Source organism: Achromobacter sp. JD417 (assembly GCF_041879325.1).
Taxonomy (GTDB): domain Bacteria; phylum Pseudomonadota; class Gammaproteobacteria; order Burkholderiales; family Burkholderiaceae_B; genus Achromobacter; species Achromobacter mucicolens.
This window is the reverse complement of record NZ_CP087159.1, coordinates 3,751,802-3,770,150: the sequence shown is the minus strand read 5'-3', so window position 1 is coordinate 3,770,150 and position 18,349 is coordinate 3,751,802. Positions and strand designations below refer to the sequence as shown.

Genomic DNA, 18,349 nt, shown 5'->3' with positions numbered 1-18,349 from the left:
CTGATGTAGCTGCCTGCTCACTTGTTCGAAGTCGATTTGTTACGTGTCCGAGTTCCATCTTTAAGAAATATCAATAAAAGACGGCAATCAGCGCCATACGAACGACAAAGCGGGGCAATGGCGAAGAATTCAATAAAGAAACAATAGATATATATTGTAATAAACGGTATTGCGCGGCAAAATTCAGCCCCAATCGATCAACAGGAGACGACGCACGGCGGTTGGCCGAAGGCGTCCAGACGTATGAGCGGATCGCAGCACTTTCACGGAGCATGGTTGATTTGGGCGGCGCTTTGCGCCGGAGCGGGCATCAGTTCGGCGTGGGCGCAACCCGCCCCTGAGGCCGCACAGCGCGCCACAGAAATCCAGCGCCGGCAGGAGCAGGAAATCGACGCTCAACGCGCGCGGGCGGCAGAGCGTCCCGACGTGCTGTCGGCGCCCTCCGCGGCCCAGCCGGGCGGGTTGACCCTTCCCCCCGAAACCCCGTGCTTCGTCTTGCGGGAAGTCATCTGGGAAGGCCCCGAACCGCCAGATCTCCTGGCGCGCGCCACGGCCATCGTGCTGGGCGAATGCGTGGGCGGCGGCGGGTTGCGGGCGCTTCAAGAACACCTGATCGGCTTGCTGATCGACGACGGTCTGGTCACCGCGCGCGTCGTCGTGCCCGAGCAGTCGCTTGCGGACGGGTCGCTGACGCTGCGTTATCTGCCAGGCCGCATCTCCGCCGTCCAAAGCCAGGACGGCATCGGTTGGTGGCGCACGGCGTTGCCGACCGGCCCGGGCGGCGAACTGAATCAGCGTGATCTGGACCAGGCGCTTGAGAACATCCGCCGTCTTGGCAGCCAGGCCGACGCCGCCATCGATATCGCGCCGGGCCCCGAACTGGGCGACTCGGACATTCTCATCAAGCCAGGCACCGGCAAGCGCTGGCATGGCTACCTGGGCGGCGACAACGGCGGCATGGATACGGTGGGCAAGTATCAACTCAATGCCGGCCTGACCCTGGATTCCCCGCTGTTCCTTTACGATCAGCTGTCGGTCTCGTGGAACAGCAATGCGCACTGGCGCGACGCCGACTCCCACACGCGCGCCGCTTCCATCAACTACAACGTGCCGTTCGGCTACTGGACCGTCTTCGCGGGTGCCAGCAAATCCACATACCGCCAGACGGTCGCCGGCTTCGAAGAACCCATCGTCTACGGCGGCACCACCAAACAGATCCAGGCAGGCGTATCGGTCGTGCCGTACCGGGGCACCTCCTACAAGGGCAACCTGTCGCTCACCGTGCTGCGCAAGCGCACCGACAGCACCCTGAACGACGTGGCCATCGACGTTCAGCGCCGCGACGTCACGGGCTACGAACTCGGCTACGGGCATCGCCATTACGTCGGCCGGGCCGTGCTGGACATCGGCGGCGGCGTGCGCGGCACGCTGCCTCAGTTCTCCGACGAGCCCGGCTACATCTACGGCGACCCGGACTGGAACGGGCGCAGCACGATTCTTACCGCGAGCGCGGGCGCTTATCTGCCGTTCCAGGTTGCCGGGCAAACGCTTGCCTATCAGGCCAACTGGCAGATCCAGCACGCCAAGACGGCCATTGTGCCGGCTGACTACTTCACGATCGGCAACCGCTACGCCGTGCGCGGCTTCGACGGCCAGATGACGCTCGCCGCCGAAGACGGCTGGACACTGCGCAACGATCTGTCGTTCAACCTGGACGATCTGACCGGCCTTGCCGGCCAGCAGCTCTATACCGGCTTGGACGTCGGGCGGGTGGGCGGCCCGTCCGCCGAGTACCTGTCCGGCCGCACGCTGGTCGGCGCGGTCGCAGGCCTGCGCGGCCGTCTGTCCATTCCCCATGTCAGTGCCAGCTACGACCTTTCGGCCGGCTGGCCGCTCAAGAAACCCGAATCGCTCAAAACTGCGTCCACCGTCTTCGCGATGGCCGTGATGCTCGAGTTCTAAATCCGCTGTTCCCCGTCAGGTGCGCATGATGTCCAAGCTTCGTTCGTTGATTGTCTGGTCCATCGTCTTCACGCAGGTCTGGTCGCCCGTGCTGGCGCAGACGCTGCCGATCTCCGTCGACAGGAACGTGGCTGGGCAAAAGCCGACCGTGGGCGTCACCAACGGCGTGCCGGTCGTCAACATCGCGCCGCCTTCGGCGGGCGGCGTGTCCAACAACCGCTACACGCAGTTCAACGTGGGACCGTCCGGCGTGGTGCTGAACAACAGCGGCGGCGCCAGCCAGACGCAACTGGCCGGCCAGGTGGCCGGCAATGTCATGTTGGGCAACCAGCGCGCCACCACCATCCTGAACCAGGTCACCGCGCCCAACCCGTCGCAACTGATGGGCACGCTTGAAGTCGCGGGCAACCGCGCCAACGTCATCGTCGCCAATCCGGCAGGTATCACCTGCAACGGTTGCGGCTTTCTGAACGCCGATCGCGCCACGCTGACCACGGGCCGTCCGCAGGTCGGGCCCGACGGCAACATCGCACTGGAAGTTGCCGGCGGCAAGCTGCGCGTCGAGGGCCAGGGGCTGAACGGCAACGCCACCAGTCAGGTTGACCTCATCGCCCGAACGCTGGAAATCAACGCCGGCGTCTGGGCCGACCGGCTCAACGTCACGGCGGGTGCGGCGCGCGTGGACTACGCCACCGGCAACGCGACCGCTGGCCCAGGCGAGGGCCCGGCGCCCGTCGTGGCGCTGGACACCGCGGCGCTGGGCGGCATGTACGCCAACAGCATCCGGCTGATCGGCACCGAGGCCGGCGTCGGCGTGAACGTGGGCGGCAACCTGGTTGCACTGACCGGCGACCTGGAAGTCAGCGCATCGGGCGACGTCCGTATCGCGCCAAGCGCCGCCGTGCAGGCGGCGCGGGATCTGCGGCTGGCATCCGGGCGTGACGTGTCGGTGGACGGCGCCGCGCAAGCCGCGGGCAACGTGGCGCTGGCCGCCGGCGGCAATGCCGCGATTTCGGGGGCGGTGGGAGCGGGCGGTTCGATCGATGTGAACGCGGCAGGCAACGTAAGCGTCGCCGCGCAGGCCGCGGTGCAGACGCAGGGCGCGCTGCGTGTCGCGGCTGGGCAGGATCTGTCGTTGGGCGGCTCGTTGCTGATGGGCGGAAATGACGTGCGGGTTGAATCCGCGCGGAATGTGCGGATCGGCGGCGACATCGCGCCGGGAGGGACGCCGCCGGGCAGTGGCGCAGGCGCGGGGAACGCGGGCTCCGGTGGTTCGAGTTCCGGTTCGGGCTCGGCCTCCGGGCCGGCGGCGGGCGGTTCGAACGCGGGCAACGGCGGCACGGCGGGCACCGCCACCGGCGCGGCGCAAGTCGGCACGAACTCCAGCGGTCTGGTCACCGCCACGGGCGCGGTCGAGCTCAAAGCGGGCCGCGACATGGTGCTGCCAGGCCAAGTCACCGCAGCTGGCGCGTTGCATGCGCAGGCTGGCGGCGACCTGACGACGGGGGCGACCGCTCAGATTCAATCAGGGGGACCCGCCCAGATACGTGCGAGCGCGGACATGAACCTGGGCGGCCTTGTCGGCGCGCGCGGCGACTTGTTGCTGATGGCCGGGCGCGACGCACGGGTGGCGGGCAAGGGGTCCGCCACCGGCCGCATTGGCATCGACGCGGCGCGCGATCTGCGCATGGACGCACCCGCGCAATGGGACGCCGAAGGCGAGATCGCCGCCAAGGCAGGCGCGGGCATGACGCTGGCCGGCACGCTCCGCGCCAACGGCAACACTGCGCTGACGGCGGGCCAGACGCTGGCGGTCGACGGCACCATCACGGCCGCGTCCGGCAGCATGACCGTATTGACCGATGGCGACGTCGCCCTCGGCGCGAATGCACAGTTGGCGGCGGCCGGTCCCGTTGGCCTCACGGCTGGCGGCAGCCTGCAAAGCCTGGGCAAGGTCACGTCGCTGAAAGACCTGTCGATGCAAGCGGCGCGCGACATGACGCTTGATGGCGCAACGCTCGCGACTGGCGATCTGCAGGTGCAGGCGGGCGAAACTCTAGCGACATCTTCCGCCTCACGCCAGCAAGCGGACGGCTCGGTGACGGCCATGGCAGGCGACGCGTCGCTGGCGGGCGCCCTCATCGCGGGCCAATCCGCGCAGATCACTACGCAAGGCAGTCTGCGGGTGGACGGCACGTTACTGGCCGACGCCGGCACGCTTCAAGCCGCCAGCGGCGGCGACATGACGCTCGGGTCGGCCAGCACCCTGCAGGCCGCGCAGCAATTGACGGCCCAGGCTGGCGGCAACCTGCTCGCAAATGGCGCCGTCTCCGGTGAAGCCGACATTCATCTTTCCGCAGATTCCCGCGCCGAACTGAACGGCAAGACGGTCGCCAACGGCACCCTGCGCGCCGAAGCGGGCACGGACCTGACGGTGGGCCAGAGCGGGCTGGCGCAAGGCAACGCCAATCTCTTTCTCGGTGCAGGCCAGGACCTGCGCGTCGCCGGCACCGCAGGCACCGCGGAGCCTGCCGCGGGTCAGGCAGGCCTGCTGCAAGCCCAGGCTGCCCGGGATCTTTTTGTGACTGGCCTCGTCACGGCGGGAACGCCCGCAAGCCTGACGGCCCAGCGCAATCTGGGCGTGGACGGCACCGTGGCGGCGCTTGCCGGCAACCTGACCGCCGACGCGGGCGGGCAATTGCGCGTCGGCGCCACCGGCCGCATGCAGGCCGCGCAGAACCTCACCGCGCAATCGGGCGCGGACCTGGCGTCCGACGGCGTCATCGTCGCGGGCGGCGGCCTGAGGCTGGCGGCGACCGGCGATGCGCGTCTGGGCGGCACGGCTGCTGCGCTGGGCGAGGCGGGCGCGGGCAATTTGCTGATTACCGGGCGCGATGTGATCGCCAAGCAGGGCGCGCAGTTGCAGGCGGCGGGCACCCTCACGGCGCAAGCCCAACGCGACGTCAGCGCCGCCGGAGCGTTGGCGTCCGTGGGCGACATGATGCTGTCGGCTGCGCGCGATGCGCGCTTGGACGGCACCGCCGCCAGCGATGCGAACCTGACCCTGACCGGCCGCAACGTCGCGGTCGGTGCGGCAGGCCTGGCGCAAGCCGCCGGCACGCTCACGTCCACCGCGCAAGGCACATTGCTTGCCGCCGGCAGCATGCTGGCAGGCATCACGCAAACCCTCAGCGCGGGCAGTGGCATGACCCTCAACGGCACCGTGGCCGCGTTGGAAGGCGACCTGAAGCTGGAGACGCAACACGGCAATCTCGACACGGGTTCTGCGTCCAGCCTGCAAGCGGGCGCAGCGCTGACCGCCACCGCGGGCGGCGCGCTGAACCTCATGGGTTCGGCTGCCGCCGGACAAGCCATGACGCTGCGCGCGGGCGGCGACGCCACGCTGGGCGGCGTTGCGGCCACCCAGGCCGGCAACGTCACCATCGTTGCCCAGGGCGCGCTCTCAACCACGGCCGACGGCCGCATCCAATCCGCCGCGGACATCGACCTCCAGTCCGGCAGCCTCTTGAAGAACGCAGGCATTGTGTCCGCGGCAGGCGCAGCCTCCCTGCTGTCAGATACCGGCCTGACCAACACCGGCTCGGTGCTCGCGGGTAGCGACGTCACCGCCACGGCAAAAAGCGCGCTCAACAACAGCGGCCGCTTCATCGCTGGTGTCGGCGAGGACGGCACGCTCAGTCTGCCCGGCAGCGTCAACTTGACCGCAGCCTTCATCACGCACCCGGGCATCAGCGCGGCCGGCAAGGACATGACCCTGGCCGCAGGCGGTATGGATATGTCCGGCGGCAACGTCTCGGCCGTCGGCAAGCTCGGGCTCACAACCTCCGGCGACATCACCACGCGCAACGCCGTCCTGCACGGCGGCAGCGTCGACATCGCCGCCTCCAACTTGCGCAATCAAGACGGCAAGATCACGTCTGCCAGTGAGGCCGTCGTCAAACTGAGCGGCGAACTGGACAACACCGCAGGCCTGATCGCCGCCGCGAACGACGCACGCATCGATGCCTCCCATATCGGCAATGCCGGCGGCACGCTGGCCGGCGCGAATCTCACCTTGGTTGCGACCGGCACCGTCGACAACCAGGGCGGCCTGATTCAGGCCGACGACACCCTGACCCTGAACGCCGCCAGCCTGGACAACCGCGCCACGCTGACCGCATCCGGATCGCCGCCCAAAGGCGTGCTGGCCAAGACGGCCACCATCGTCGCCGGCGGCATCAACAACCAGTCCGGCGCCATCAGCGCGGGCCAAGACCTGACGCTGGATACCGGCGAGCTGGACAACACCGGCGGCAACATCGCCGCTGAGCGCTACGCGACCATCAAGGCCGCAATGCTGAAGAACCACCAGGGCAAGTTGCTGGCCGGCGAACGCCTCGCGGTCACGATCCAGGCGCTTCAAGGCCTGGGCCTGCTGCAATCCGCGCAGGACCTGTCCTTCACCTACACCGGATCGCTCAACCAGACCGGCGACCTCGCCGCCGGCCGCGACCTGACGATGTCGGTCGGCGGCAACATGGACAACAGCGCCACCGTCAGCGCCGGCCGTGACCTGACCATCACGGCCAACGCGCTCAACAACCAGGCCAGCGGCGAACTGCTGGCCGGACGCAACAACACCATCAACGTCACCAACGGCCTCACGAACTCGGGCCTCATCGACGGCGGCGCGACCCACATCAACGCAGGTCGCGTCGACAACTTCGGCCGCATCTACGGCAACACCATCGCTATCCGTGCGGGAGAAATCGTCAACGGAGCAGGGCCCGGCGGAGGCGCGGTCATCGCGTCCCGCGGCGATCTGGATATCGGCGTGGGTTCGCTTGTGAATCGCGAACATGGGCTGATCTACGCGGCCGGGGATATGCGCATTGGGAGCGCGCTGGACGCGAATCGCAAGGCGATCGGGCAGGCTGCGTCGCTCGTCAATGCGTCGGCGACGATTGAGGCTGCAGGGAACGCGGTGATTTCCGCGGTGTCGCTGCAGAACATCAATACAAATTACGCCAGCGAAGTTGTGCCGGTGTTGACCGTGCCGAAGGTGTACGTGACGCCGGCGGGCTCCACCGAAATGTACGACATGGAATCGAACTGGTTCTGCGTCAAAGACCGCCCAAGGTGCGAAAAGGGCATCGACCTTCTTGAAAACGACTCCCAGCACGGGTTCTTGCTTCCGTCCGACAACTATCCCGCCTCTCGATATGGTCCTCCCTTCGATTACGCGCCTTGGTACACGGGCATTACGGATGATGAGGGCCCAATCGCACGGGTGGAGGTCCCGCGCAGAATTCTTTGTTCAATCACGAATGACATCGAAGTTTGTACGCCCGAAACTCGGTTTGGGGACAACTGGGTGTACCCGCCGGTTACGCACCCGTACGGTACCGATGAGCGAGTCTGGGCCGTCTTCGGTGTGACGCCGCCGGTTGGCCCGGAGCCGCAATGGGTACCGCGAGATCCTCCATGCCGCGCGAACGACGGCGCTTGCTATGCGGCGGAAAAAGTCCGCCGGCAGGCCTACGAAGAAGCGCATTACGCTTACAAGGTGCCGTTCGATGAGCTGGATGCGCGCATAGCGGCGTTCAACCTGGATTTCCAGAATCGCATGAGGTACACCCTCACGATCTACGACGTCCAGGAAACCGTCACCGAAACCCGCACCATCTCATCGGATCCTGGAAAGATTTTGTCTGGCGGCGCCATGACGCTCGTCGGGACTGTCACCAACGATAAGAGCCAGATCGCGGCTGGCGGCACGCTGTCGGTAAGCGGGCCGGCCATCAACAATATTGGAGCGGGAGGCGAGCGCGTGGTGACGCGCGTTGGCCGCGCCATCTTGTCCCAGCCGAGCGGCAGAAAGCGCAAGGAACACATTGAGGACTACAACCGCACCCTCGCCGCCGAAGCTATCGAGCTGCCCGTCGGTACCTCCGGTGGCAACCTGTCGGTCTCACTCAGCGGCGCGGCGCCTGGCGCCAACGGCGCCACCGCAACCGGTCCCGTACTGGTTGCCAGCCTTGGTCTGCCCGGCGGCAACGTCGTGCGCACCGTCTCCAACCCGGCCACGATTCCCGACAGCCAACTCTTCGCCGTCAGCGGTACACCCGATGCCCCCTACGTCGTTGCAACCGACCCGCGTTTCATCGGCAACCACGAGTCCGTTTCCAGCGACTACCTGTTCGGCCTCCTGCAACAGCCTGGCGCACCGGTCGGCAACGCGGGCGCTTCCGGCGCCATCAAGACGGCCTTGGGCAACACCCCCGGTGGCCTGAACGCCCTGATTCCCGCCGGCGCAAAATTCCTCACGCCGTCCGGCGAACCCCGTCGCCTGGGCGACGGCTTCTACGAACAGAAACTCGTCTCCGACCAGATCCTCGCCACCACCGGCCAGCGCTTCCTGGACGGCTTTGGCGACAACGACAGCCAGTACAAGCAACTGCTCGCCAATGGCGCACAGTTCGCCCTGAACAACGGCATCAAACTCGGCGCCGCGCTCACCGACGCCCAGCAACGCCAGCTCACCACCGACCTGGTCTGGCTGGTCGAGCAGACCATCACGCTGCCCGACGGCACCACCGAGACTGTGCTGGTCCCGCAGGTCTACCTGCTAGTGCGCGAAGGCGACCTGAAGGGCGACGGCACGCTCATGGCCGGCCGCGACGTCAAGCTCGCCGCCGACGGCGACATCACCAACAGCGGCACCATCGGCGCGCGCGACGCCACTGTCATGACCGCTGCCAACATCGTCAACCAGGCCGGCGGCCTGATCCAGGGCGCCATCGTCGACCTCGCCGCGCGCGAAGACCTGATCAACCTTGTCTCGCTCATCAAGGGCGACAACGTCGCCCTGTCCGCAGGCCGCGACATCGCGCTTACGTCCACCTCCGCCTCGGAGAACAACGGCGCCACCTGGGGTTCGTACGTCTCGGGCGTGTCCCGCGTCGACGCCGGCAACCTCAGCATGCAAGCAGGCCGCGACATCAACCTGACGGCCGCGCAAGTCACCGCCACGGAAGACGCGCGCCTGCAAGCGGGTCGCGACATCAACCTGGCGACACTGCAGGAGAGCCACGGCGAATCGCTGGTCCGCAACAAGAAGAATCGTCACGACCTGAGCACCAGCTCGGAAGTCGGTTCGTCCATTGCGGCGGATGGCAACCTTACGCTGATTGCCGGGCAGGACGTCAATGCGCGTGCCGCGGACGTGACGGCGGGCGAACAGCTGGCCGTGGGTGCCGGACGAGATATCAACATCGGCGCGGGAGAAGCTTCTGCTTCCGCTCGAGACGAGATGTACTACAAGACCAAGGGCTTTCTCTCCAGCAAGAGCACGCACTCGGTCGATTCACAGGCGTGGACGCAAGCGCAGGGATCAACCTTCAGCGGCGACGCGGCGGTGTTTCAGGCGGGCAGGGACTTTTCGCTTAACGCTTCGCAAGTCGTCACCACTAATGACTTGGTCGTAGACGCCGGCCGCGATCTGTCGGTAACGGCTGGGACGAACACCTATGGTGAGAGCCATTACAAGCGAGTAAAGAAAAGCGGTCTCTCAACCGGTGGTTTGGGAATTTCGTACAAGAGCAGCGACGCCAAATCCCTGCAGACCGTGGACGGGATGACGCAAAGCGACGCGCGGAGTCTATTGGGCGCGACGGGCGGCAACGTCATCATCACCGGAGGGCGGGATGTCCTGATCGCAGGCAGCGATGTGGTCGCGGGCAGGGCGGCAGGCGACACCAAGGGCAAAACCGGCAACATCGATATCCAGGGAGGAAACGTCGCTATCGTGGCAGGGCGTGACGTCGAGACGACCCACAGCGAATACTCCCTCAAGGAAAGCGGCTTTGGCGTGGCCGTAGTTGGGACGGTGATGGACACCGTTAAGAATCTGTCCAATGCCGGGTCCGTCAAATCCAAAGGTCACGAGCTTGCTCACAGCGGGGCCACGACGCCCGGCGTGTCGTTCTCATACAGCAGCAGCAAGAGCAGTGGATCGTTCGACTCGCATAGCCAGGTCAGCAGCGGCTCGTCCTTGAGCGCAGCCGGCGACATCGTGGTGCGCGCGACCGGCAGCGGCGTACGCGACGCCTCCGGACGAGCGCAGGATGGCGACGTCGTGATCTCCGGGTCTAGCCTGCGCGCCCAGGGCGGTGTCGTGCTCGATGCCCAACGCGACATCGCCGTTGTTGGCTCAGACAACCGCCAGACCCAGACCAGCGAAGAGTCCAGTAAGAGCACCAACTTCTCGTTTGGAAGCATGAGCCTGGGAGACATCGGTCGGGCGGTTGACGGTGGTCCCAATGCCAGCGGCGTCAAGATGTTCCCCTACGGCAGTCAATCGGCGCAATCCGATGAGCTGTCTTCAGGCACGTGGCAAACGTCGTCGCTCATCACGGGCAACACAGTCCACCTGAACAGCCGTGACGGCGACATACGCATCGCCGGATCCGCCATCGACGCCATTAACAATGTGGGCCTTTTAGCCAATCGCGGATCGATCGTCATCGACACGGGCAGCGCGACGCGCGACCACAGCAGCAGCTACAGCAATAAGACGGTGGGTGATCTGGGGCGTGAGGGCAGCGGCTTTTCCGTGGGGGTACGCAGCAGTAGCGGCAGCCTGAATGAGCGCAGCAGCACGCCGAGCGCAGCCGGCAGCACCATCACCAGCCATCTGGGTGATGTCTCGATTGTCGCCATGGACGACGTACTGGTGCGTGGAAGCGATATCCGTGCAGCCCGCGACCTCCTCATGGCCGGCCAGTCAGTCGCCATCGAAGGCAGTTATGACACCAGCGTCTATCGCCAGTTCCAGGAGACCAGCCAGATCGGCGTAACGATCAGCGCTAGCAACCCTGTTGTCAGCGCCGTGCAAAGCACCAACCGCATGCGCGAGGCGGCCCAGGAGACCAACAATGGCCGCCTGCAGGCCATCGCAGCCGTGGCGGCCGGTTTGGCCGCCAAGAATGCTTATGACGCGGTGGCGAAAGATCCCGCCAAGGTCGGCGGGATCAACATCAACGTCGACTTCGGTGCCAGCAGCGCCAGCCAGACCAGCAGCGGCCAAAGCAGTACCGCAAGCGGCGCGGCCATTTCCGCTGGCCGCGACATGACGATCATCGCCGCCGGCAAGGGCGATCAGTCTGACATCATCGTGTCCGGGTCTGACCTTGCCGCGGGCCGCAATATGGTGCTGGATGCGCAAGGCGACATACTGCTTATCGCTCAACAGAACACCGCCAGCCAAAAGACCGACGGCAAAAGCAGCAGCGCCAGCATTGGTGTGGGCTTTTCGATCGGGGGAACCCAAAACGGCGTCAGCATCAACCTGGGCGTGGGTGGCAGCAAGAACAAGAGCAATGGCGAGGATGTGACGTGGAACAACACGCACGTGCAGGCCGGCAACGTACTGACCATGAACTCCGGCGGCGACACGGTTCTGCGCGGCGCGCAAGCGACCGGCGACCGGATTCTGGCCACGGTGGGCGGTGACCTCGTTATCGAAAGCCTGCAGGACATCAGCAACTACACGGCGCGCGACCGCAGCGTGGGCGTGCAGGTAAGCCTGTGCATCCCTCCCATCTGCTACGGCGCCAGCTCGGTCAGCGGCAACTATGGCAACACCAAGATCAACAGCGAATACGCCAGCGTCACGGAGCAGTCAGGTCTGTGGGCGGGCGACGGCGGCTTCCAGCTCGATGTCGCCAAGAATACCGGCCTGATTGGTGGCGTCATTGCCAGCAGCGACAAAGCGGTCGCCGATGGCAAGAACGTCCTGATCACCGGAACCCTCACCAGCCGCGATGTTGAAAACCGCGCCAGCTACGAAGGCCAGTCCATTCAGCTGGGCGGCGGCGTGAGCTTTGGCGGCGGCAAGGAAGGTGGCAAAGACAAGAGCAACATCGGCACCGATGGCAAGGGCGAGGTCGCTGGCGGAACCAAGGCCACGCCGAATTCAAACCTGCCCAGTTCGAACGGCGTGAGCATGGGTGTGCCGGTGGTGGCGGGAGCCAGCGGAGAAGCTAGTTCGACCACGCTCAGTGGCATCAGCGGCGGCACGATTGTCATCCGAGACGAAACGGGGCAGAAAGCGCTGACGGGGCAGACGGTGGCCGAAGTGATCGCGGGGTTGAACCGAGACACCAAGGACACGCTGAACAGTCTGGATCCGATATTTGATGAGAAGGAGATTCGGGCGGGGTTTGAGATCGTTGGGGAAGCTAGCCGGCAGGTTGGGCAATTCTTGGCGAATCGGGCGGCTGAAATTGACGCGCTGAAGGCGAGGGCAAAGGATCAGACGCTGTCACAGGCTGAGCGGGATCAGGCTGCTGTGGCGGCGGACAAGCTTAATGGAGAGTGGGGGCCGTCTGGTACTTATCGCCGCATTGTGAGCGCGATCTCGGCGGCGGCAAGCGGAAATGTGACAGGTAGCGGTGCTGGCTTTGTGCAAGCGGCGGCTGTGAATTATCTCCAGAGTTTGGGCGTGTCGCAGGTGAAGAAGCTCGCCGATTCCATGGGCTCTGGGGCAGATTCGGATGCTGCGCGTGCCCTTCTGCATGGAGTTGTGGCGTGCGCGGGAGCCTCGGCAAGCAGCGGAAACTGTGCCGCTGGTGCCATGGGGGCTGCGGCAAGTTCAGTGCTGGCCAAACTTATAAGCATGGCTACGGGAGATGACCTGTCGTCGGAGGAACGAGAAGCACGGGGAAACTTGATTGCCAGTGTTGTGGCTGGTATGTCCGAAGCAATTTCTGTGGACCCCTCCACGAGCACTATTGCTGCGGTGACTGAGTTGACGAATAACGCTCTAACTCTGTCCCAGCTGAAGCTATTTGAAGCAGAAGCGTCTGTCTGCGAAGCGATCGGCAATTGTGATCAGGTACAGCAAAAGTTTCGCGAGCTCAGCATGGAGACTCGGGAAGTCATGATAGCTGAATGTGCCGACGATCCGACCGCCTGCAGAGAACGTTTTGGCGAGTTTGTTGAGCAGTCAACCGAGTACCGAAAGCAGTTAGACCGGTTGCTCGGCATGGATCTTCCAACTGCTCTCAAGGGTGACTTAGGCGTTTATTTCATGCAGAACGCCGAAGCAGCTAACATAGTTATTCACACTGAAATTGCCGCTGATCTCCAAAAGCGATATGGCGTGAGTTCGGAGGTGGCCGAAAGGGCTATGCTGGTGGGTAGCGCGGTTGCTGGCATGATTAAGGGAGCAAAAGGTAATGGTGTTGCTGACGCCTTGACTAATGTTACCCAGAAGCAGCTCGATAAAAAATTCAAGCACGCATCTGATTTTGGCGTGATGACTACAAAGAAAAATCCTGAAACGCTTGCTCAGTATGAATCTGCGATCAAAGCTCACATGGCTTCTGATTTCACGACTCAACAAGGTACATACGGATTTGTAAAAGACTCTAAAGTATTCTTTAATTCGACGACTAACAACGCTGTCGTGCTGGACTCGTCCGGGAATTTTGTGACAGGATTTAAGCTCTCGCCCGGCACTCAGCAGTTTGAAAATTTTATTAAAAATGGAGTTCTTCGATGAGCCTGACTCTTTTGGAGTTTGCAAGGTCGTATGTGGCGGGAAGGTTGACAGCCGAGATTTTTTCTGTGGCATACATTGAGCTTTGGAAAATTGAGCGAGATAGGAAGCTTCTTCAGCTTGATGAATCTGCGCTGAACGAGTGTTTGTCTAGTATTTTTTGTGCCGCGGATATGTACGAACCAGATGAGTCACGGGCAGAGTATGAGCTTGACGATGAAATGCTTAAATCTGAAGTCGCGAGGTTGCTGACAAATATAGCCGCTGATTAATTGGTGCAAAAGGGACCGGTGTGTAGGCGGAGTGCCGCAAATCATTCTCAATCGTCAGAAATCGGGGATCACGATCGGCGTGGCCGGCGGCATGCTGGGCGCGGCTCAACAGATTCAAGGCACGCTTCAATAGGCTGGAGAAGCCAAGAGCGGGCGTCTCGCAGCCGTCAAGGTCGGGCAGGCCGCATACCAGGCGGTGCAGGCAAACCGAACGATGGACGCGGCGAAGAGCGCAGAGGCTACGACCGCACAGACGGAGGCCGCCAGCGCACAGATCCAGATCAGCGTGGGCTCCAGCAAGTCAGCGAGACCAAACGCACGCAAGACACCGCGTTTGGATCGTCCATCATGGCCGGCGGCAATGTCTCCATCGTTGCCTTGGGCGAAAAGAATGTCGCCGGTTCCGTCAATTTGTCGATCGTGGGAAGCGACGTCACCGGCGAGAACGTCCTGCTGGCCGCGCCAGCGACCTGCACCTTCTTGGCCAGGCGCAGACTTCGACCGAACCATCAACCAACAAGAACAGCGGCTGGAAGGTCGGCATCGGCGTGTCCGATAGCGGCAGCGGTGGCGGGAAGGACGCCCCCGTATTCGCGGGTAAGGAAATTGCAATTCCAATTGGTAATGGCACCTCACTTGGAGCATCTGTGGATCCAATCTTTGATCCTGATTTGAATCGTTGGGTGGGGGGTGTCAAATTTATTAGAAAGGGTAGGCGGACAATAAATATGACTACGGGTGTCGGAATCGTCTTGCTCGGATTGGTGTCAATGTTTGTAGCGTGGCTCGTGCTTGGAGGGCAGGAGAAGGCGGGAAAATGGGGAAAATTTGTGTTTTGGCTAACGCTATGTACTATCCGTGGAAGAGCAAGTACTCGGGGGGGCAGGTGTCCGAGTTGCAGCGGCTACGTGAGCTGGAGGCTGAGAACGCCAAGCTCAAACGCATGTTTACAGACTTGGCGCTGGAGAATGCAGCGATCAAGGCGTCCTAAACCGAAATGGGTATTGGCGGGTCCCCTGGCGGGCAGCAGAACGGCTTCACGCTTGAACTTGGCGCTTCGGTTGGTCGAGGCAACGCCAACGGCAAGGACGAAAGCTGGACCAACACCAACGCGACCGCCGGTAATGTCTTGGCGATCCAGTCCGGCGGCGACACCACGCTCAAGGGTGCGGCCGCGAAGGCGGATCAGATCATCGCGTCGGTCGGCGGCAATCTCTTGCTGGAAAGCTTGCAAGACAGCAGTAGGTACGACTCGAAAAACAAGAGCGCGGGTTTTGGCATAAGTGTGTGCATTCCGCCGTACTGCTACGGCTCAAGCAATGCTTGGGCGAACGCTGGCGCCGGCAAGATAAACAGCAACTTCAAGACCGTGACTGAACAAACGGGGTTATGGGCGGGCGACGGCGGTTTCCTGATTGACGTCAAGAACAACACCACGCTCATCGGCAGCGTCATTGCCAGCAGCGACAAGGCGGTCGCCGACGGCCTTAACAAGCTGACCACGGGAACACTGGTCACTGAAGATCTCAAGAACACGGCGCGCTACAGCGGCAGTCAGGTGTCCATCGGCGGCGGGTTTGGGTTTGGCGGGAAGTCAGGCGACTCGGACTTGGGTACCACCAAGGGCGGCCAAGTCGCAGGGGGCGCGTCCAAAGATGCGGGCACGTCCGTTTCCACGGGCAGTAGCGGCTTTGGAATGGGCACCCCGATCGTGGTCGCGGCAAGCGGCAACAGCAGTTCCACGACGCAAAGCGGCATCAGCGGCGGGACGATCGTCATTCGTGATGAAGCGGGGCAACTGGCGCTGACCGGTGAGACGGCTGCCGAAACAATCGCAGGGTTGAACCGGGATACGTCGGACACGTTGAATGCGCTCAAGCCGATCTTTGACAAGGAGAAGATCGAGGCGGGGTTTGAGATTGCTTCTGAAGCCCAGCGGCAGATGGGGCAGTTTTTGACGAATCGGGCGAAGGAGGCGGATGCGCTAGCAAAAGCATTGGAAACAGAAACGGATCCTCAGCGACGACAGGAGTTGACCCTACGGCTCGCCGACGCGGCAAAGTGGCAGCCCAGTGGTGAGTATCGCAGGTGGCTCACGGCGATTACGGGTGCTATTGCCGGTAATGTAACCGCGCCTGCTGGGCAGTTGGTGCAAGCGGCGGCAGTCAACTACCTGCAGGGCCTTGCAGCCTCCGAGGTCAAGAGTCTACTTGCGGAAATGGGGGAGGGGCCGAAGGCGGACACCGCGCGAGCAGCAATGCACGCGATCGTTGGCTGCGCCGGTGCCGTAGGCAAGGGGAGAAGTTGTTCTGCGGGGGCTTTGGGAGCCGGAGCAGGTTCGGTCCTGAACGCCCTCCTCGAAGGCGACCAGAAGAGCATGAGCGCGGGAGAAAAAGAACTCCGCAAAAACATAATCGAATCGCTGGTCGCAGGGATCGCTCTCACAGCTGGCGTCGACGTTTCGGATGTGGCATTCGCCGCGGTTAATGAAACCGAAAACAACGCGCTCTCTGTACAGCAACACCAATCCCGGATCAATGAAATTGCGCAATGTGATGGGCAAAAGGAATGTGAGAGGTCAGTAGACGAAAAGTACAGAGAAATTTCAGCAAAACAACGTGCGGATCTTAGGCAGTGTGATGGAGTCGCAGACTGCAATGCAAAAATCGTTGAAGCAAATGCGATGTTGGCTGATTATGATGCGCGGTTTAATGAACTGAGCGAAAAACTACGATCGAGTGAGCTGACGCCTGCCGAAAATAGTGAGTTGGAGCAAATATTTGCGACGCGGCTTTTGCTAGATGTCGACCGCCTCACTGCGGCCAAGAACGGCATAGAAGCGGGCTCTGATGAGGCCAAGCAGGCCGCATGGCGCGCGATAGCGGAAGCAGGCCTAGCTGGGGCTTCGGGTATTGGTGGAGCGATTGGCTCAAGCGGAGGAAAAGGAGGGGCGGGAAGAATGCAGTCGGCGGCAATGCGCACTTCAATGCTCAGGAGTTTAATGGTGAAATGCTCGGGACAAGAGGGGTGCAGACGTCTAGTACAACTCTTTGGAAGGGGGCTGGGAGTGAGCGCATTGACGTTGAGAATCCTAACCCCGGAGTAAGAGCAGGGCAGATTCATTATCAGAATAACGATGGGAAAAAATACTATTATGACCCGAATCAGAACGTCTTCTTCGATCGGGAAAACGATGTGCTTGCACCAAAGTCCGTTCAAAAATTGCTGGACGATGAAACTTTCTCTCGCGCAGTTGATAAGGCCCTTTATGGATACTTGGGGAGCAGAAGATGATTGTTATGAATAAAAGTATGAGGGGTCTTGCGCTTGGAGAGATGACATGCGTAACGGATTATCCCATGTTGCCAGCGGATCTGAAGAAGATAGTGGATGAAGGATTCATTAAAAAAAATGAGTGCTATTTTTTTAAAAGATTTATGTCCGATGGAGCGAATTTGTCTGCGGATCTCGTGCGCCTCAGATTTGGAGATTTTGTTGGATATGAGATTTCAAAAAACACAGTCCATATCGATGACTTTGCCAATGACCGAAGCCTGAGTGTGGGACTGGCATTTTGCTGGGAATTCTCAAAACGTTGGGGCTTATGGTCCAAGGAGCCGTGTAAAGTGGTTCTTGCGTCAAAAGAAGGCGAGTTTGGTGAGGATACTACCTTCAGGTTTTATGTGCCAAGAGTTGGCGAAGAGTATATGGACTTTGAAAGAATAGATGATTTGGATGAAGCTATTATGGTTGTCGATGTGCTCCCCGGAGGTGACACGGACTCTTTGAGATTAAAAAAAATATTGAGCCTTGCAGGTTCGCAGTAAGTGAAATCGAGGCAGGCAGCGGCCGCTGAGGTCAAACCCGTGGAGAAGTGAGCAAAACAGTGCAAGGCATGAATGTCATGTCGAACGTTCTGTGGGTCGTGTCGAACCCCAAAAATTATGTTGTCGAGAAAGCAGGCTTCGTATCTAGGTTTGGCTGATCAACACAGTCGCTAGCGATAGAGTGCATAGCACTGGAGACTTTGCCCTAATGACGTTAATTTACTAAAATATGAAAAAAGGCTCGTCAGATAAATGGCCCGAAACCTTGAAATCTGTATTGATCAGAGACGGTAATTTCAAGCCGTTCTTTCGGTTTTTGTTTGTAGTTGTTGGTGTCGCTATCATTTTTTTGGATTTGAATGTCTGGCGCACAGGCTGGTTGAACATCCTCGGGTTTGTGATGGGCGGAATAGGGGGATATTCTGCGAGGGCGCATTCGCTGGGTATTAAGCCCTTCGAGCCGTCTCCCTATCCAGACGGATGGTTAAAGAAACGGAGGGCAGCCAAAGCCGTAAGTGAGAGTGATCCCGAAAGGCCGGATCTGTAGTTGTAGGTACTCTGGAGGATGTCCCACAGATAATCCCGTTCCATGCGCTCTGGTCGCCTGAGCAATTCTTTTCGTACCTCTCGCGAAGTATGAACCTTTCTAACTCTAATTGGGGGGCGTTCTCGGGACGGCAGGCGTGAAAGGTTTGTGCAACTTCACCACAGTTATATCTGCGCCG

General features: G+C 61.8%; 6 protein-coding genes and 1 pseudogene. All 7 read left to right on the top strand.

Annotated elements, in window-relative coordinates:
* The first annotated feature begins 243 nt into the window (after window positions 1-243).
* Complete coding sequence (locus tag LN047_RS17350) at window positions 244-1,962, top strand: ShlB/FhaC/HecB family hemolysin secretion/activation protein (RefSeq protein WP_373979698.1); 1,719 nt, start codon at window positions 244-246, stop codon at window positions 1,960-1,962.
* A 25-nt stretch (window positions 1,963-1,987) separates the two neighbouring features.
* Window positions 1,988-13,528: a hemagglutinin repeat-containing protein gene (locus LN047_RS17345; RefSeq protein ID WP_373979697.1), complete on the top strand. Its 11,541-nt coding sequence runs from the start codon at window positions 1,988-1,990 to the stop codon at window positions 13,526-13,528.
* On the top strand, window positions 13,525-13,797 hold the full coding sequence (locus LN047_RS17340; protein ID WP_373979696.1) for a colicin immunity domain-containing protein: 273 nt from the start codon (window positions 13,525-13,527) through the stop codon (window positions 13,795-13,797). Before LN047_RS17345 ends, LN047_RS17340 begins: the two co-directional genes overlap by 4 nt.
* Window positions 13,798-14,145: 348 nt before the next feature.
* Entirely contained in the window at window positions 14,146-14,472 is a 327-nt protein-coding gene (locus tag LN047_RS17335) for a hypothetical protein (RefSeq protein ID WP_373979695.1), read from the top strand.
* A gap of 169 nt (window positions 14,473-14,641) precedes the next feature.
* Window positions 14,642-14,779: pseudogene (locus LN047_RS17330) on the top strand (transposase); the annotation flags it as partial.
* A gap of 15 nt (window positions 14,780-14,794) precedes the next feature.
* Window positions 14,795-16,903, top strand: coding sequence for a hemagglutinin repeat-containing protein (locus LN047_RS17325; RefSeq protein WP_373979694.1), 2,109 nt, complete (start codon window positions 14,795-14,797; stop codon window positions 16,901-16,903).
* 184 nt (window positions 16,904-17,087) lie between these two features.
* A complete protein-coding gene (locus tag LN047_RS17320; RefSeq protein WP_373979693.1) occupies window positions 17,088-17,624 on the top strand; it encodes a hypothetical protein in 537 nt (178 codons plus the stop codon).
* Window positions 17,625-18,349 lie beyond the last annotated feature (725 nt).

Bases quoted from the DNA above. Each gene is read 5' to 3' on its own strand.
- LN047_RS17345 (WP_373979697.1), top strand. From the start codon at position 1,988: ATGATGTCCAAGCTTCGTTCGTTGATTGTCTGGTCCATCGTCTTCACG.
- LN047_RS17340 (WP_373979696.1), top strand. From the start codon at position 13,525: ATGAGCCTGACTCTTTTGGAGTTTGCAAGGTCGTATGTGGCGGGAAGG.
- LN047_RS17320 (WP_373979693.1), top strand. From the start codon at position 17,088: ATGATTGTTATGAATAAAAGTATGAGGGGTCTTGCGCTTGGAGAGATG.
- LN047_RS17325 (WP_373979694.1), top strand. From the start codon at position 14,795: ATGGGTATTGGCGGGTCCCCTGGCGGGCAGCAGAACGGCTTCACGCTT.
- LN047_RS17350 (WP_373979698.1), top strand. From the start codon at position 244: ATGAGCGGATCGCAGCACTTTCACGGAGCATGGTTGATTTGGGCGGCG.
- LN047_RS17335 (WP_373979695.1), top strand. From the start codon at position 14,146: ATGGCCGGCGGCAATGTCTCCATCGTTGCCTTGGGCGAAAAGAATGTC.